The sequence below is a fragment of the Streptomyces sp. NPDC047886 genome (assembly GCF_043204435.1).
Lineage (GTDB): Bacteria > Actinomycetota > Actinomycetes > Streptomycetales > Streptomycetaceae > Streptomyces.
The window spans coordinates 777147-794191 of sequence record NZ_JBIDCF010000002.1 but is presented as its reverse complement, the minus strand read 5'-3'; the positions used below and the strand labels follow the sequence as shown (position 1 = coordinate 794191).

15 protein-coding genes are annotated in these 17045 nt (G+C 72.1%); 12 read left to right on the top strand and 3 right to left on the bottom strand.

Annotated features, from left to right (window positions below):
- Positions 1-14: 14 nt before the first annotated feature.
- Entirely contained in the window at positions 15-1430 is a 1416-nt protein-coding gene (locus ACGF5U_RS09260) for an amino acid deaminase (protein ID WP_392712278.1), read from the bottom strand.
- Between the two features lie 122 nt (positions 1431-1552).
- Between ACGF5U_RS09260 and ACGF5U_RS09255 the strand changes: the two genes are divergently transcribed.
- The 4 genes from ACGF5U_RS09255 to ACGF5U_RS09240 all read left to right on the top strand — a co-directional run bounded on the left by ACGF5U_RS09255 (position 1553) and on the right by ACGF5U_RS09240 (position 5270).
- A complete protein-coding gene (locus tag ACGF5U_RS09255) occupies positions 1553-2635 on the top strand; it encodes a sugar kinase (RefSeq protein WP_392712280.1) in 1083 nt (360 codons plus the stop codon).
- Positions 2632-3393: an IclR family transcriptional regulator gene (locus tag ACGF5U_RS09250; protein ID WP_392712282.1), complete on the top strand. Its 762-nt coding sequence runs from the start codon at positions 2632-2634 to the stop codon at positions 3391-3393. The genes ACGF5U_RS09255 and ACGF5U_RS09250 overlap by 4 nt, the downstream gene beginning before the upstream one ends.
- Entirely contained in the window at positions 3390-3878 is a 489-nt protein-coding gene (locus ACGF5U_RS09245; protein ID WP_392712284.1) for a RidA family protein, read from the top strand. The genes ACGF5U_RS09250 and ACGF5U_RS09245 overlap by 4 nt, the downstream gene beginning before the upstream one ends.
- 177 nt (positions 3879-4055) lie before the next feature.
- Complete coding sequence (locus tag ACGF5U_RS09240) at positions 4056-5270, top strand: hypothetical protein (RefSeq protein ID WP_392712285.1); 1215 nt, start codon at positions 4056-4058, stop codon at positions 5268-5270.
- A gap of 148 nt (positions 5271-5418) precedes the next feature.
- Here ACGF5U_RS09240 and ACGF5U_RS09235 read toward each other — a convergent pair whose 3' ends face one another.
- A complete protein-coding gene (locus tag ACGF5U_RS09235; protein WP_392712286.1) occupies positions 5419-6762 on the bottom strand; it encodes a M14 family metallopeptidase in 1344 nt (447 codons plus the stop codon).
- 199 nt (positions 6763-6961) lie between these two features.
- Here ACGF5U_RS09235 and ACGF5U_RS09230 point away from each other — a divergent pair, with 199 nt between their 5' ends.
- On the top strand, positions 6962-8266 hold the full coding sequence (locus tag ACGF5U_RS09230) for an Nramp family divalent metal transporter (protein WP_392712289.1): 1305 nt from the start codon (positions 6962-6964) through the stop codon (positions 8264-8266).
- A 40-nt stretch (positions 8267-8306) separates the two neighbouring features.
- Here ACGF5U_RS09230 and ACGF5U_RS09225 read toward each other — a convergent pair whose 3' ends face one another.
- Complete coding sequence (locus tag ACGF5U_RS09225; protein WP_392712290.1) at positions 8307-10022, bottom strand: chitinase; 1716 nt, start codon at positions 10020-10022, stop codon at positions 8307-8309.
- 430 nt (positions 10023-10452) lie between these two features.
- Between ACGF5U_RS09225 and ACGF5U_RS09220 the strand changes: the two genes are divergently transcribed.
- The 7 genes from ACGF5U_RS09220 (at position 10453) to ACGF5U_RS09190 (ending at position 17017) form a co-directional block, all read left to right on the top strand.
- Positions 10453-11322 carry a hypothetical protein gene (locus tag ACGF5U_RS09220; RefSeq protein ID WP_392712291.1) on the top strand — a complete coding sequence of 290 codons (870 nt, stop codon included), beginning with the start codon at positions 10453-10455 and terminating at the stop codon, positions 11320-11322.
- A 211-nt stretch (positions 11323-11533) separates the two neighbouring features.
- The gene (cpaB, locus tag ACGF5U_RS09215) at positions 11534-12256 is read left to right on the top strand and encodes a Flp pilus assembly protein CpaB (protein WP_392712293.1); all 723 of its coding nucleotides are present in this window, start codon (positions 11534-11536) and stop codon (positions 12254-12256) included.
- A gap of 7 nt (positions 12257-12263) precedes the next feature.
- Positions 12264-13532, top strand: a complete 1269-nt coding sequence (locus tag ACGF5U_RS09210) for a CpaE family protein (protein WP_392712294.1) — start codon at positions 12264-12266, stop codon at positions 13530-13532.
- A gap of 103 nt (positions 13533-13635) precedes the next feature.
- Entirely contained in the window at positions 13636-13998 is a 363-nt protein-coding gene (locus ACGF5U_RS09205; protein ID WP_392712297.1) for a TadE/TadG family type IV pilus assembly protein, read from the top strand.
- 2 nt (positions 13999-14000) lie between these two features.
- Complete coding sequence (locus ACGF5U_RS09200) at positions 14001-14477, top strand: TadE/TadG family type IV pilus assembly protein (protein WP_392712298.1); 477 nt, start codon at positions 14001-14003, stop codon at positions 14475-14477.
- A gap of 53 nt (positions 14478-14530) precedes the next feature.
- The gene (locus ACGF5U_RS09195; RefSeq protein WP_392712300.1) at positions 14531-15871 is read left to right on the top strand and encodes a CpaF family protein; all 1341 of its coding nucleotides are present in this window, start codon (positions 14531-14533) and stop codon (positions 15869-15871) included.
- Positions 15872-16078: 207 nt separating this feature from the next.
- A complete protein-coding gene (locus tag ACGF5U_RS09190; protein ID WP_392712302.1) occupies positions 16079-17017 on the top strand; it encodes a type II secretion system F family protein in 939 nt (312 codons plus the stop codon).
- Positions 17018-17045: the final 28 nt, after the last annotated feature.

Here is a 17045-nt window from a genome sequence, read left to right as displayed (position 1 = left end):
GGCGGGCCCCGCGCCTAGAAGAACGTACGGATGTAGTCGACGACCGTGCCGTCCGCCTCCACCAGCGGGATCAGCGGCCACTTCTCGAACACCGTGCAGGGGTGCGCCAGGCCGAGGCCCACCCAGTCGCCGACCTCCAGCTCGGCGTCCTCGTCCAGGCGCAGCCAGGCGTGCTGGTCGGAGAGCGCCGTGACCGTGACGCCGGTCGCGGCCCTGACCGTGCCGTCCCGGTACGAGCGCACGGCCCGCGCCTCCGGCAGCCGCAGGTCGTAGGAGACGTCCCGCTTGCCCGCGTTGAGGAACGCCTCCCCCGGCGACGGCCGCGAGACGACCTGCGCCCACAGGCGGAACGCGGGCTGCAGGGCGCCCTCGTCGGGGACGCGGTTGAACGGCGTCAGCCTCTCGTAGTGCCCGTGGTCGTGCGACACGTACGCGCCCGAGCGGAGCAGCTTCAGGACCGGCGCCGACAGTTGGGGGATCTCCGCGAACACCTCGGCGACCAGGTCGAACCACTCGCTGCCGCCCGCGCTGACGATGATCTCGTCGGTGTCCGCGAAGCGCCCCGCCCTGTCGAGCTCGGCGGCGAGCCCGGTCAGCCGCCGCAGCCAGGTCCGCACGGTGTCCGGGGACGCGTCCGGCACCTGCGCCTCGTACCCGGCGATGCCGACCAGGCGCAGGGTGCCGGTCCGGGCGACGGCCTCGGCCACCGCCATGACGCCGGCGTCCGCGCGGACCCCGGTGCGCGCCCCCTCGCCCGCGCCGAGCTCGATGACGACGTCGAGCCGCCGGGACGCGCCCGCGTCGCTCAGGGCCAGGTCCATCAGTTCGGCACCGCGTACGGAGTCGACGTAGCAGACGAGGCGGAAGTCCGGGTCGGCGGCGAGCTCGTCGGCGATCCACCGCAGGGCCGCCGCGTCCACGAGCTCGTTCGCGAGGAAGATCCGCCGGATGCCGAACGCCCGGTAGACCCGCAGCTGGTGGGGGACGGCGGCGGTGATGCCCCAGGCGCCGTACTCCAGTTGGCGGGCGAACAGCTGCGGCGCCATCGTCGTCTTGCCGTGCGGCGCGAACGCGAGGCCGTGCCGCTCGGAGTAGCCCTCCAGGACCGCGAGGTTGTGCTCCAGCGACTCGGCGGACAGGGCGAGCACGGGCGTGGTGAAACCGCCGGTGAAGAGGTTCCGGCGCCGGGCCGCCAGCTCGCCGACCGTCAGCCCGTCCGCGTCCGGCGGCAGCCCCTTGAAGCGGTGGTCGATCCGCTCGTCCTCGAGGCGGGCGGCGAACCGTGCGGCTTCGGCGGCGGCGTCGCCCGCGGGTCCGGCGGCTGCGCCTGCGGCTGCGCCTGCGGCTGCGCCTGCGGCTGTGTCTGCGGCGGTGCGCGGGTCGGCTGCGCCTGCGGCTACGGCTGCGGCGGTGCGCGGGTCGGCGGCCATGGGCGGCTCCTCATCCACTGTTGCGCTCTGTGCAACGGTCATTGCGTATATCGCTCCGGGCTGTCTAACATCCGGGACGACACCGGGTCAATGGACCCCGTCGAGCGGGGAGGAGCCCCAGTGTGACCGGAACCGAAGCCGTCGACGTGGTCTGTCTCGGCGAGTCCATGGTCACCTTCCTGCCGTCGGCCCCCGGCCCCCTCGCCGACGTCCCGTCCTTCACCCGCGCCATCGGCGGCGCCGAGTCCAATGTCGCCTGCGCCCTCGCGGCCTGCGGCCACCGCACCCGCTGGGTCAGCCGTGTCGGCGCCGACGGCTTCGGCGACCACCTCGTGCGGGCCGTCGCCGCGTACGGGGTCGACGTGTCGGCGGTCGGCCGCGACCCGCACCGCCCGACGGGCGTCTACTTCCGCACCGGCGCCGACCGGGCGGCCCCCGGTCACGAGGCCGTCTACTACCGCACGGGCTCGGCCGCCTCCGCGATGTCCCCGGAGACCGTCCCGTACGCCGCGGTGAACCGGGCCCGCGTCCTCCACCTGTCCGGCATCACCGCCGCCCTGTCGGCCGGCTGCCTCGCCCTGATGCGGGACCTCACCACCCGCCGTCCCGGCAGGCCGCTCGTCTCCTTCGACGTCAACCACCGGCCCGCCCTGTGGCGTGACGCCACCGCCGCGCCCGTGCTCCTGGACCTGGCGCGCGGCGCCGACCTCGTGTTCGTCGGCGACGACGAGGCGCGCCAGGTGTGGGGCCTGCACGGGGCCCGCGCCGTCCGTGACGCGCTGCCCGAGCCGGAGGTCCTGGTCGTCAAGTACGGCCGGGGCGGGGCGGTCGCCTTCGACCGGGACACCGGGGGCCTCTGCGAGGACGTCACGGACACCGCGACGTTCGTCCCCGCGCCGCGCGTCGACGTCGTCGCCGCCTCGGGCGCGGGGGACGCCTTCGCCGCCGGGTTCCTCTCCGCCACCCTGCGGGGCCTGCCCGTACGGGACCGGCTGCGGCACGGCCACCTCATGGCAGCCGCCGCCCTCACCGCCCCCGGCGACCTGGGCGACGCCGGAGCCCTCCCCTCCGCCGTACACGCCGACCGGCTGGTCGCGCTGGACGACGCCGCGTGGGGGAGACTGCGTCTCGGCCCCGGTTGGGCCGCCCCCCGGGCCGGGGGCCGGGCCGAAGGCCGGGACGACGAGGAGGTACGCACCCCATGAGCCAGACCGTCGACCGCGCGCTGAGCATCCTGCCGCTGCTCGCGCAGGGGCCCGCCGACCTCGGGCAGGTCGCCGATCGGCTCGGCGTCCACAAGTCGACCGCGCTGCGGCTGCTCCGCACCCTCCACGAGCACGGCCTCGTCCACCGCCAGCAGGACCAGCGCTACCGGCTCGGCGCCCGGCTGTTCGCCCTCGCCCAGGAGGCCGTCGAGAACCTCGACGTCCGCGAGATCGCCCACCCCCATCTCGTCCGGCTCAACGAGGAGACCGGGCACACCGTGCACCTCGCCGTCCACGAGGAGGGCGAGGTCCTCTACATCGACAAGGTCGAGAGCCGCTACCCGGTGCGGATGTACTCGCGGATCGGCAAACCCGTCGCGATCACCGTCGCCGCCGTCGCGAAGCTCCTCCTCGCCGACCTCCCGGAAGCCGAGCGCCGCGCACTCGCCGCGAAGCTGGACTACCCCCTGTACACGGCCCGTTCGACCCCGAACGCCGCCGCCTTCCTGCAGGAGCTCGCGACCGTACGCCAACAGGGCTGGGCCACCGACCTCGGCGGCCACGAGGAGTCCATCAACTGCGTCGCCGCACCGATCCGGGGCGCCGACGGCCGCGTGGTCGCCGCCATGTCCGTGTCGGCGCCGAACGTCGTCGTCACCGCCGACGAACTCCTCGCCCTGCTGCCGCTGGTGCGCCGCACCGCCGACGCCGTCAGCGACGACTACTCCGGCACCACACCCCCGAAGGAAGCGCCATGACAACGAAGAGCGACAGCAGCAACGACGAGACGGGGAAGGCCGGCGGGACCGGGAAGCCCGCCGGGACTGTGAAGGCCGGCGGGACCGGGAAGACGGCGATCGTCCCGCCCACCCACACCGCGCCGCCCGCCCGCTTCTCACACGGCGTCCGCAAGGGCAGCATCCTCCAGGTCGCGGGACAGGTCGGCTTCCTGCCCGCCGTCGAGGGCGAACCGCCGACCGTCGCGGGCCCCACCCTGCGCGAGCAGGCCCTCCAGACCCTCGCCAACGTCGGGGCGGTCCTCACCGAGGGCGGCGCCGGCTGGGACGACGTGGTGATGATCCGCGTCTACCTCACCGACACGGACCACTTCGCCGAGCTGAACGAGATCTACGACGAGTGGTTCAAGGACCTGACCGCGCCGCCCGCCGCCCGGACGACCGTCTACGTCGGCCTGCCCGCCGGTCTGCTCGTCGAGATCGACGCGCTGGCGGTCCTCGACTGAGCCCGTCGAGGTACCGGCCCGCCGAGCAGCCGGCCCGGTGACGTACCAGCCCGGCGACGTACCAGCCCGGCGCTGGACAAGCCCGTCGAGGTACCGCCCGGCGCGGGACAAGTCCAGTGCGGAACAAGCCTGTTGCCGGGCGAGCCCGTTGTCACCCCCCGGAGCTAGAGTGCTGGGATGCGGGGAGAGGCATCCGACGACGGCAGGGTCTACCAGGCCCGGCGCGATCAGCAGATCACCCATCAGCGGCAGTACATCGTCAACGTCCACATGGAGCGCGGTGCGGACGCCGAGGCGTACCGGGGCCGGGCGGAGCAGATCATCACCGTGCTCCTGCACACCGTCGGGTCGCTGCAGGACCGCTGCACCGCGCTGGAGGAGCAGGCCGAGCGCGCCCGCTCGGAGGGGCGCGCCCAGGCGCTGTCCGAGATCCACGCCGACCTCCAGGCGTCGGAGCTCAGACTCATGCAGGTGCAGCGCCGGCTGCAGGAGGCCCAGCAGGACCGGGACACCGCCGAGCTGCTGCTGATCGAGGCCCGCCGGGAGGCCGAGGAGTTCCGCAGGGAGGCCGAGGAACTGCGCCGCCGTCAGGAACCGGCGGCCGCTGAGGAGCGGCCGGGCCGCGTGGCCGCGCCCGTGCTGGAGGACTACGACCGGCTGATGGCGACGGCCGACGCCGAACTGGCGGACCTGCGCGAGTCGCTGCGACGCCTCACGGGCGAGATGGCGCACCGTCTCGACACGGTGACGGGCGGCGGAGTCGTCGCCGGGGAGGTGCTGGACGGCGCGGCCGCGACCCCGCCCGCCGCCACCCCGTCGACGGCCGCGACCCCGCCCGCAGCGCCCCCGCCGACGGCCGCGACCCCGCGTTCCGCCCCGCGCCCGCCGCGTGCGGTCGTGGTGCCGGGACAGGCCCCGGTCGCCGGGGCCGTGCGGGATGTCCCGCAGGACCAGACCGCCGCCGGAGCGCCGGCCGCGGCGCACGCGTCGGCCGCCCCCGCCGGGCAGCGTGCCGGCAGGGCCCCCCAGGTCAAGGCCGCCGGGCTGCGGGCGACGCTGCTCGGCACGGTCCTCTCGCTCGTCCCGCTCCTCCTCTGCGGCGTCAGCATCCGGGTGCTGTTCGGCGGCGAGGGGCCGGGCCCCGCGGTGGTGTGGACCCTGGTCTACGTCGTGGTGTCGGTGCCACTGGCCTGGTTCGCCGGGCTGTTCGTCAAGTTCCTCGTCCTCACCATGAGCACCTGGGACGGGGAGCACGAGATCGGCGTCAAGATGGCGTTCCACCTCGTCTTCGGTGTCTCCGCCCTCCTGTACGCCCTCATCCTGCCCGCGAGCCTCGGCTCCTGGACGACCGCCGTGGCGCGGTTCGCCGTGGAGTGGCTCGGCCCCCTGTGAGGCGGGCCGTAAGGCAGGCCGTGCGGCGGGCCGTAAGTCAGGCCGTGAGGCGGGCCGTAACGCAGGGCGTGCGGCGGGCCGTGACCCGCGCTGACCGGCGCGGTACGGCGGGGAAGCCCGTACCGCGCCGGTCGGCGCGTCGTCGGGATCAGGCGCAGTACTGCTGCTCCTTGCCGATCGACCGGTACATGCAGTCCGCGTTCTCGATCAGCTGGAGTACCGCGTCGCGGTTGCGGCTCGTCTCGCGCTCGATCACCTCGTCGGGCGGGTAGAAGCCGCCTCCCGAGGAGCTGCGCGGGTACATCTCGAAGGTGTAGCCGAAGATCTTGTGCGCGCCCCACAGGTAGTCGTCGATCGACCCGTCCGTGATGTACAGGTCGCTCGACTGCTCCGGCTTGTAGCCGTTGCTCGCGGCCATCTTCTGGCCCACCGCCGCGAAGGCGTTGCGGTCGTCCTGCGTCATGCCCGGCGCCGTGTCGGCGTAGGTGTAGCCGAACGGCCAGAGGATCAGCTCGCTGTACGTGTGGAAGTCGACGCCCGCCTTGATCTGCTGCTTGCCGCCGATGACCCGGGAGCGGACGAAGTCGGCGACGACCTTCACCTCGGGCGCGGACTCGGGGGCGGAGCCCCGGTAGGTGTCGGAGCCGAAGGAGCCCGATGAGCCGCCGCAGCAGCCCCACTTGTAGTCCCAGTTGCGGTTCATGTCCGTACCGACGTACGAGGAGCCCGGGTTGGGCTGCCGGTTCTTGCGCCAGTTGCGGTACGAGCCGGAGGCGATGTCGTATTCGCCGCCGTCCGGGTTGAGGTCCGGCACGATCCACAGCTCGCGGCTGTTGACGGCGTTGGTGACGCGGGAGTCGGAGCCGTAGCCCGCGCCGAGCTCGCGCAGCAGGTAGAGGGCCATCTCCACGGTGAGGTGTTCGCGGGCGTGCTGGTGGTGGGTGAAGAGGACCTCGGGCTCGTTCTCGTCCGTCGCCACGTTGTCGCTGATCTTGATGGCGATGATGTCGCGGCCCTGGTACGACTTGCCGATGACGCGCTTGCTCATGATGTTCGGGTACTGCTGGAGGCGCTGGTTGATCTCCGCGTTCATCTCGGCGTAGTTGTGGTAGCGCGAGTCGGCTGGCGGGAAGTCGAGCGGTTCGACGGCCATCCCGTTCGTCCGCGCCGGAGGTGTGGGCAGGGCTTCCAGCCGGTAGCCGAGGGCGCGCAGCCGTTTGGCCTGCGCGGTGTCGGCGCTGACGACGACCGAGTGGCCGTCGGCCTCGTCGATGGCGACGCCGGTGGCGGCGAGGGCCGTCCGGTCGGCGGCGGTGGCCGGACCGTGGATCTCGTACTGCCGGATGACCTCGTCGGTGGTGGCGGCCGGGGCGGTCGAGGGTGCGGCGGGTGCGCTCGGGGTGGTCGCGGTGGCGGTGAGCGGTGCCGCGACGGCGAGCGCCAGTAAGGCCGTGAGGGTGGCGGACCTTCTGCCGCGTATGCGAAGTCGCATGCTGTCTCCTGAGTGGGGGGTACGGGGGGCGTCCCCGTGCGACGCAGGATGCGGCTCTGGCATGAGCGCGTCAAGAGTCGGGCTTTGGCCACGGCGCGGTCCATCCCGGCGGAGCGCCCCCTTGCGCGATCACCGCGCAGCCGCTTTCGTGACCCGGGTCACATCTGTTGATCGTGGGACGAGGGGAAGGCGGCCACGCATGGCAGACACCGCGGACACCACCCGGAGCGGCACGGGTTCGGGCAGAGCGGGGGAGACCCCCGTGCTCCGCAAGGCGAGTTGGCGGCACATCGGGCCCGGCATCGTCGTCGCGGCCACCGGCGTCGGGGCGGGCGACCTCGTCGCGACGCTCATCGCGGGCAGCAAGTTCGGATACACCCTCCTCTGGGCCGCCGTCATCGGCTGCCTCGTCAAGATCTCCCTCGCCGAGGCCGCCGGCCGCTGGCACCTGGCCACCGGACGCACCCTCTTCGACGGCTGGCGCAGCCTCGGCCCCTGGACGACCGTCTACTTCGCCGGATACGTCGTCGTCTGGGGCTTCGTCTACGGCGCCGCCGCCATGTCGTCCAGCGCGCTGCCGCTCGCCGCGCTGTTCCCGGGCTCCATGGACCTGAAGTGGTGGGCCATCGCGTGCGGCCTCGTGGGGCTGGTCTTCGTCTGGTTCAACCGGTACGCCGTCTTCGAGAAGGTCATGACCGTCCTCGTCGGCGTGATGTTCGTGGTCACCCTCTACCTCGCGGTCCGGGTCTCGCCCAACATCGGCGAGGCCGTCGCCGGTCTGGCGCCGGTCCTGCCGGACGGCTCGCTGATCTACACCCTCGGTCTGATCGGCGGCGTCGGCGGGACGATCACGCTCGCCGCGTACGGCTACTGGGTCAACGCCAAGGGGTGGACGGACGCGGGCTGGATGAAGGTCATGCGGCTCGACAACCGCGTCGCCTACCTCACCACCGGTGTCTTCGTCGTCGCGATGCTCTTCGTCGGCGCCGAGCTGCTGCACTCGTCGGGCGTCGCCCTCGCCGAGAGCGGCAAGGGCCTCCTGGGCCTCGGCGGCGTGCTGGAGAAGGAGTACGGGGCCGCCACCGCCAAGCTGTTCCTCATCGGCTTCTTCGCGGCGTCCTTCACCTCCCTCATCGGCGTCTGGCACGGCGTGAGCCTGATGTTCGCGGACTTCGTCAGCCGATTCCGGGGGAGCGGCGGGGGCGACGCGACGACGGTCGTGGCCCGCGAGAAGTCGCTGCCGTTCCGCGCGTACCTGCTCTGGCTGACCTTCCCGCCGATGGCGCTGCTCTTCCTGGACCAGCCGTTCGGGCTGGTGATCGTGTACGGCCTGATCGGCGCCTTCTTCATGCCGTTCCTGGCGCTGACCCTGGTGTGGCTCCTCAACTCCTCCCGTACGCCGCGCGAGTGGCGCAACGGCTGGCTGAGCAACGGCATGCTCGGCGCGGCGGGGCTGCTGTTCCTCGTGCTGTGCGTGCAGCAGGTACGCGAACTGCCCTGGTAGGGCCCGGTCACGGGCACCCACCAGGGCAGCGGGCCAGTGGCTACGGCAGGCCGTGGACGTGCGGTCCGACCGCGTTCGACCAGGCGTTGCCCGCGGTGGCGTCCCAGTTGGTGGACCAGGTCATCGCGCCACGCAGGGACGGGTAGGTCTTGGCGGGCTTGAAGGAGCCGCAGCCGGTGCCCCGCGTCAGGCAGTCCAGCGCGTTCTTCACGACGGACGGGTCGACATAGCCGCTGCCGGCGCCGCGCGGCGACGCGGGGACACCGAGACCGACCTGGGAGGGCGCGAGCCCGTTCTCCAGCTGGATGCAGGCGAGCGCGGTGAGGAAGTCCACCGACCCCTGCGCGTACACCCTGCCGTCGCAGCCCAGCATGGAGCCGCTGTTGTAGTACTGCATGTTGACCACCGTGAGGATGTCCTTCACGGCGAGCGCCGTCTTGAAGTACTCGGTGCCCGTGTTCTGCATGTCGATGGTCTGCGGCGCCATCGTCAGCACCATCTTGGGGCCCGCCTGCGCCGACAGCTGGCGCAGCGCCTTGGTCAGGTACGTGGAGTTGATGCCGTGCTCCAGGTCGATGTCGACCCCGCTGAAGCCGTACTCCCGCATCAGGGCGTACGCGCTGTTCGCGAACGCGGTGGCCGAGGCGTCGCTGTTGATGACGACGTTGCCCTTCTCGCCGCCCACGGAGATGATCACGGACTTGCCGGCCGCCTTCTTCGCGGCGATGTCGGCCTTGAAGTCCGCGACCGACGCGTAGCCGACGGCCGGGTCGAGGTTGAAGACGATCTGCCCGGGGGTGGCCGTCGAGTCCGCGAAGGAGACGGCGATGATGTCGTACTGCGCCTGGACGTCCCGCAGCTTCTGCACTTTGGCGCCGTTGTCGAAGTTCTGCCAGTAGCCGGTCACCGCGTGCTTCGGCACCGACGGGTCGGGGTCGGTACCGCCCGGCGCTGTCCTGCCGGTCACGGCGGCGGACCTCGCGGACTCGCCGGCCGCGTTGCCGGCCGAGACCTGGAAGCTGTACGAGGTGTTCGCCGCCAGCCCGCTCACGGTCGCCGACGTGCCGCTCACCGACTGGACCTTCGTACCGTCCCGGTAGACGTGGTAGCCGGTCGCGCCGGACACCGCGTTCCAGGTGAGCGCCACCGACGACGCGGTGACCGCGCCGGTGGTGAGGCCCGCGGGCGTCGGGGGCACCACGGGATCGGGGTCGCCGCCACCGCCGCCGTCCGGTCCGAAGACGGAGACGTCGTCCACGTGGTAGGCGGCCGTTCCGTACCAGCCGTGCGTGTAGACCGTCACCGACCTGGTGTTGGCGCCCGTGGTGAACGTGGTGGTCAGCTGCTTCCAGCCCGCCGAGTCCGGCGTCCAGGTCGAGACGTCGGTGGTGCCCGTGCCGCTCGCGCCCAGGTAGGCGTAGCCGCCCTGGACCCAGGCGCTCAGCCGGTAGGTGGAGCCCGGCTTCACGGCCACGGTCTGGGAGCACTTGGCGTTGTCGAGCCCGGCGGGCGTGGCCTTCAGCGCGGCGGTGCCGCTGCGGACGGGCGAGGAGACGGTGGCGCCGCTGCCGGCGGAGCAGGTCCAGCCGGTGAGCCCGGCCTCGAAGCCGGCGTTCTTGGCGACGTTGATGTCCTCGGCGGCCAGGGCGCTGCCCGAGCCGCCGGTCAGGGCGAGCCCGGAGCCGACGGCGAGGGCCAGGGCCGCGCCCAGCCATCTGCGGCCGCGGCGGACACCCGCGGATGTGGTGACGTCCACTTGCTGCCTCCGTGAGGGGTGGGGGTGAGGGGTGGGGAGGAGGGGATGGGGAGGAAGGAATGGGGAGAAGGGAATGGGGAGAAGGGGGTGGGGAGAAGGGGGGAAGGAGGGGGGTGGGAGGAGGTGCTTCAGGGAGCGGTGGCCACCGCGCTGCCGTGTCTGCCCCGTAAGCTGGTCCAGACCAATCGAGTTGTCAAGACCTCTGGCGGCGTACGGACCGGTACAGAAGTGAACGGAAGTCAACTCCTGCCGCATTCGCCCTGTTTGGCGGCGCGGAGAGCTCCCGCGTGCGCCCCATCGGGAAGTCCGAAAGCTGTTCTCCGGCACCTAAGTCGCCGATAAAGTGCGGGGACACGAGTGAGTGCACGGAGCAGCAGGTATCTGCGGTTCGCCGGGACCACCGGTGGCCGGAGCCGAACGGGGAACCAGCGTGCCGACCGCGATTGCCGTCACCAGTGCCGATCTGGTGCTACCACCGACCGACCACCAGACACCCACCGCCGCCCTGCTGCCGCACCCCGACGCCCAGCCCCTCGACGCCGCGCTCGCCGACATGCAGATCCTCGTCGAGCAGCACGGCCATGTCGTCGTCCTGTACCCGGCGTCCGTCCCGGCCGCCCATGTGCGCCGCCTCCACACCGTACGGGCGGTCCTGGAGAGCGACCGCATCGCCCTCGTCGCCCTCGACCTGCCGCCACTCGGCGTCGCCGTCCTCGTCCGCCAGCTCCGCCAGCTGTCGATCTGCGACTTCGGGCCCGGAACCGTCGCCTCCGCCGCCCGGCTGCTGTCCCACTACATCTACGCGGGCGCGCTGCTCAACACCGTCGCCCGGCTGGACAGGGTGCCGGTGAGCCTCAAGGCGCACGCCAAGTCCTGGGTGCCGGGCTCGCAGTTCGGCGTCCTCGCCAACCCGGCGCCCCAGCTCATCCGGATCGGCCAGGGCGACGCACTCGAAGGACCCGGGTTCGGTACGCGGCTGATCACCGCCAGGGGGCAGTTGCAGTCCCCGTGGGTGACCGAGACGCTGGCGCCCGCCTGGCGGGTGCAGGGCGTCGACGAGAGCGCCCTGCCGGCCGACTCGCCCGCCTGGTGGGGGACGTCCAAGCTGGTCGAGTTCGCCGCCTACCTGCCGGACATCTCGGTGCTCTACCAACTGGTCGCCTCGGTGCGCCGGGAGGTCTGCTCCTGGTGCGGCATCGACCTGATCGGCGACCGCTGCGGCTTCTGCGCGGCCCCGCTCGTACCACCCGAGCAGCAGCAGCGGCACGGCGCGCACGGACCCGGCGTACCGAACCGGTGAACGCCGCCGTCGCACGCCACGCCGCACACGCCGCGAAGCCGCCGCAGCCCCGGCCTCCCGCGCCGGCCGCCCGCCCGAGCCGTCCCGGCCCGTGTCGTCGTCCGATCCGTTCACGTCGTCAGAGCCGTCAGAGCAGTCCACGTCGTCAGAGCAGCCCACGTCGTCAGAGCAGTCCACGTCGTCCGAGTCGTCCCACGAGGTCGTGCCGCCCATGAATTCACGTCAGCGCCGCGGTGTCATTCTCCTTGTCCTGTCCGTCCTCTGCGCGCTCGCCGCGTTCGCCGGCGTGGTCACGGTGATCAGCGACGTCCAGGCGAAGGTCGGCCCCGAGGTGGACGCCTACCGCGTGAAAGCCGACGTGGCCGCGTACACCTCCCTCCAGCCGACCCAGTTCGAGAAGATCCGGATGCCCGAGCGGTGGCTCTCGCCGAACGCGGTCACCGACCTCGCCGTCGTCAAGGAGAAGATCGCGGTCACCGACCTCAAGAAGGGCTCGCTGCTCCAGAACGACATGATCGCCAGACGGCCCGCCCTGGAGAGCGGCCAGCAGGAGATCGCCATCATGATCGACGCCGCCACCGGCGTCGCCGGGAAGATCACCACCGGGGCCCTGGTGAACATCTTCGCCACCTTCGACGACGAGGGGCGCGGCAAGGACGCCGTCGCCGAGTCCCGGATCATCGTCGCCAACGCCCGGGTACTCGACGTCGGCAAGCTCACCCCGTTCGACCAGAAGCGGAACGAGAACCGGGGCATCGGCATCCGTGAGGCCGTGCCCATCACCTTCGCGCTCAGCACGGCCGACGCCCAGCGCGTCGCCTACGCGGAATCGTTCGCCAAGCACGTACGGCTGGCCCTGCTGCCCAAGGACAGCCCCACGGTGCTCCGGCCCGGCGAGGGCAGCTACACGCTCGACGAAGACAAGAACAAGTGAGGGCCGGATGACCACACGCATCCTCCCGGCCGTCGGGGACGCCGACGCCGCCCGTTCCGTCACCACGCTGCTCAGCCAGCTCCCCGACGCCGAACCCGCCGGCCCCGTCGGTGACTCCACCTCACTGCTCGACACCCTCGCGCGGCTCGCCGGCGAATCGCTGGACGAGCTCCCGGAGGTCGTCCTGGTCCATGAGCGGATCGGTCCGGTGCCCGCACTCGAACTCATCCGGGAGGTCGCCCTCCGCTTCCCTGCCGTCGGGGTCGTCCTCGTCACCGCCGACATGACGCCCGGCCTGTACTCGGCGGCGATGGACTCCGGCGCCCGGGGCCTGGTCGGGCTGCCCCTGTCGTACGAGGAACTCGCCCAGCGCGTCCAGTCGGCGGCCGCCTGGTCCGTCGGGGTCCGGCGCCACCTCGGCCAGGGCGGCGACGTCTTCACGGGACCCGGCGGCACGGTCGTCACGGTCAGCGGCGCGAAGGGCGGCGTCGGCACCACGGTCACCGCCGTCCAGCTGGCCCTCGCGGCGCGGGCGTCCGGCAGGACCGTGGCGCTCGCCGACCTCGACCTCCAGTCCGGCGACGTCGCCTCCTACCTGGACGTGCAGTTCCGGCGGTCCGTGGTGGACCTCGCCGCGATCCAGGACATCTCGCCGCGGGTGCTCCAGGACGCCCTGTACGCGCACGCCACCGGTATCGGCCTGCTGCTCGCCCCCGGGGACGGCGAACGCGGCGAGGAGGTCACCGACCGGTCGGTGCGCCAGATCGTCAGCGCCCTGCGCAACCGCTACGAGGTCGTCGTCGTGGACTGCGGCACGCAGATGAACGCCGCGAACGCCGCCGCCATCGAGATGGCCGACACCACCCTGCTCGTGGTGACACCCGACGTGGTGGCCGTGCGGGCCGCGAAACGCATGGTCAGGCTCTGGGACCGGCTGCAGATCCGTAAGGCCGAGGAGACCGTCACCGTCGTCAACCGGCACACGCGCAACACGGAGATCCAGCCGTCCCTGGTCGAGAAGATCACCGGCACACGGGTTTCACGCGTCGCCGTACCGGCGAACTTCAAAGAACTCCAGCCCGTGGTGGACGCGGGCCGGTTGCAGGACCTGGAGGCCAAGTCGACCGTCAAACAGGCTCTGTGGGGCCTCGCGGGGGAACTGGGTCTGGTGAGGACGCCCGAAGGAGGGGACAGGGGAGGCAAGGGCGACCGGCAGGGCCGGCTCCGCGGCGGTGACCGCGGAGCGGTCGGGCCGCGCCGCACACGTACCAGGTAGGACGCCGCGGTACCGGCCACACCTGTACCGACGTGGCATCCCGTACCGAGGTGACATGCCGTAGACGGCGAGAGACATGCGTACCGAGGGGGCGCGTTGAACCATGAGACAGCATCGCCTACGTGACGACCGAGGGCAGGCGGCGGTCGAGTTCACCGGAATGGTGCCGATCATCCTCGGCACGCTGGTCCTGCTCTGGCAGGCCGCGCTCGTCGGCTACACGTACGCGCTCGCGGGCAACGCCGCCGACGAGGGCGCGCGGGCCGGTACGGTCTCCGGCGCCGGGGCGTGCGCGGCGGCGGCCCAGCGGAACGTGGGCTCGGCATGGACCGCCACGACCGCGTGCGGCGAGGCGGGCGACGTGTACACGGCCAGGGTCCGGCTCGACGTACCCGTACTGTTCCCCGGGTTCACCGTCCCGGTCCCCGTCACCGGCCACGCGTCCGCCGCGAACGAGAGGGGCTGACGATGCCCACGCACCCCGCCCCCGCTACCGCCCGTGCGGCCGCGCGTGCGCACCGCGCCCGCGCCCGCGTCCGTACCGCCCGCGCGGCTGGCCTGCCGCACCGCACCCGCACCGCGCTCGCCGGTCCCGGCCGCCGGGAGGGCGGTCAGTCCGCCGTCGAGTACGTCGGCTGGATCACCGTGCTCCTCTTCGTCGCCCTCGCCGCGATCCAGCTCGGCATCGTCGCGTACGCGGTGCAGCAGGCGGGCACCGCGTCACGGGCGGCCGCCCGGGTCGCCTCGCAGGGCGGCGACGGCGGCGCGGCCGGCCGGAGCGCCGTCAGCGGCTGGCTCGCCGACGACGCGGACATCAGCGCCGTCGCCGACGGGGAGCGGGCACGGGGCAGCGCGAGCATAAGGATCCCGAGCCTCCTGCCCGTACTGGACTTCGGTACGGCACACCGGACCACCACCATGCCCGTGACCACATCCGCCGACTGACCGTTCCACGCAGCTGAGGGGAGCGGCGTGAGGAGAACCGTGGAGAGGAACCGATGAGCCTGCGGGCACGCATCACCAGCCCCGAGCCGGTGAACGGCAAGGGTGAGGAGAACCACCTCGTCGGGACATACCGGGTCAAGCTCCTGGAGGAGATCGACCTCGCCGAGATGTCCGCGCTGGCCGCCGCCGAGCGCCGCGCCCGCCTGGAACGCGTACTGGGCCACATCATCAGCCGCGAGGGCCCCGTACTGTCCTCCACCGAGCGCTCCCAGCTCATCCGCCGTGTCGTGGACGAGGCGCTCGGCCTCGGCATCCTCGAACCACTCCTGGAGGACGCCTCCATCAGCGAGATCATGGTGAACGGCCCCGAGCAGGTGTTCGTGGAGCGCCGGGGCCGGCTGGAGAAGCTGCCCATGCGGTTCTCCTCCACCGAGCAGCTGATGCAGACCATCGAACGGATCGTCTCCACCGTCAACCGCCGTGTGGACGAGTCGAATCCGATGGTCGACGCGCGGCTCCCGTCCGGCGAACGCGTCAACGTCATCATCCCGCCGCTCTCGCTCAGCGGCCCCGTTCTCACCATCCGCCGGTTCCCGCGCGCGTTCACGCTCCAGGAGATGGTCGCCCTCGGCTCGCTGGACGAGCACATGGTGATGCTGCTGGCCGGGCTCGTCCGCGCCAAGTTCAACGTGATCGTGTCCGGCGCCACCGGCACCGGCAAGACCACGCTCCTCAACGCCCTGTCGGGCCTGATCCCCGACGGCGAACGCATCGTCACCATCGAGGACTCCGCCGAACTCCAGCTCCAGCAGTCGCACGTGATCACCCTGGAGGCCCGTCCCGCCAACGTCGAGGGAAAGGGTCGCGTCACCATTCGCGACCTCGTCCGCAACTCCCTGCGCATGCGGCCCGACCGCATCATCGTCGGCGAGGTCCGCGGCGGCGAGACCCTCGACATGCTGCAGGCCATGTCCACCGGCCACGACGGGTCGCTCGCCACGGTGCACGCCAACAGCGCCGAGGACGCCCTGATGCGCCTGCAGACCCTCGGCTCCATGTCGGAGGTGGAGGTGCCGTTCGCGGCGATCAAGGACCAGATCAACAGCGCGGTCGACGTCATCGTCCAGCTCACCCGGCACGCCGACGGCGCCCGCAAGATCACCGAGATCGCGCTGGTGGACTCGCACGGCCGTGAGGAGTACCGGATCGTCACGGTCTGCCGCTTCCGGGCCCGCCCTATGACGGCCGACGGCCAGGTCCACGGCGAGTTCGAACACCACCCGGTGCCGCGCCGGGTCGCCGAGCGGCTCCACATGAAGAACGAACCCGTACCGCCCGCGTTCGGCGTCGCCCGATCCGAGGAACAGCTCGCCCTGCGAGGCACCACGCTCTGACCACCGGACCGCCCCAACGACCGCACCACCGGACCGCCCCAACGACCGAACCGACAGACCGCCCAAGCCCCGCACCACCGCACCACCGCACCACCGCACCACCGCACCACCGCATCGCCGCTTCGCTGAATCGCCGCCGCACCGACGACCGAACCGCCCGCCCGCTGGAAGACATCGCCCCCGCCCCCGACCGACACGGACAACGCCATGGACAATCTCCCGCTGCTGACCCTCGGGGTCACCCTGCTCGCCTGCCTCCTCGGCATCGTCGGCGTGCACAGCTACGCCGCGGGCAGGGCCCAGCGCCAGGCCATCGAGGCGCGCATCGCGCAGACCAGGCAGCTCGCCCTCACCGGTCGGCAGCGCCGGTTCGTCCGTGTCGACCGGGCCCTGCGCGCCACCCGCCTCGGCCGCAGGATCGACCGCAAGCTCGCCGTCACGGGCCTCGACATCAGCCCCGGCGAGTACGCGGTCTACGCGCTCCTCGCACTCCTCGGCGTCTACTTCACCGTCGGCGCCGTCTTCGCCCCGTTCTTCGGGGTCCTCGCCGCCCTGGTGAGCCTGTGGGGCGCCGACGCCTTCCTCAACTGGCAGCGCCAGAAGCGTACCGAGGCGTTCATCAACCAGCTCCCGGAGCTCACCCGCGTCCTCGCCAACGCCACGCAGGCCGGACTCTCCCTCCGTACCGCCATCGCCATGGCCGCCGACGAGCTGGACGACCCGGCGGGACAGGAGCTCCGCAAGGTCGCCGACCAGCTCGCCGTCGGCCACAGCCTGGACGACGCCCTCGGCGACCTCGCCGAACGGCTGCCCAGCCGGGAACTCGTCGTCCTCGTCTCCACCCTGGTCCTCTCCAATAGGGCCGGCGGCCAGGTCGTCACCTCCCTGCGCAACCTCACCGGCACCCTCGACGAACGCAAGGAGACCCGGCGTGAGGTCACCACCCTGCTCTCCCAGGTGAAGGTGACCGCCTTCGCGCTCCCGCTCCTCGGCCTCGGCTTCCTGCTGCTGATCAACGCCATGAGTCCGGGCGCCCTGGACAAGATGACGGGCTCGGCCGTCGGCCAGATCGGCTCGGTGATCGCCTTCGCCCTGTACGCCGTCGGGTTCTTCCTCATCCGCCGGCTGTCCCGCATCAGGGTCTGAGCGGCGCGGACCGAGCCGCACGGCGCGC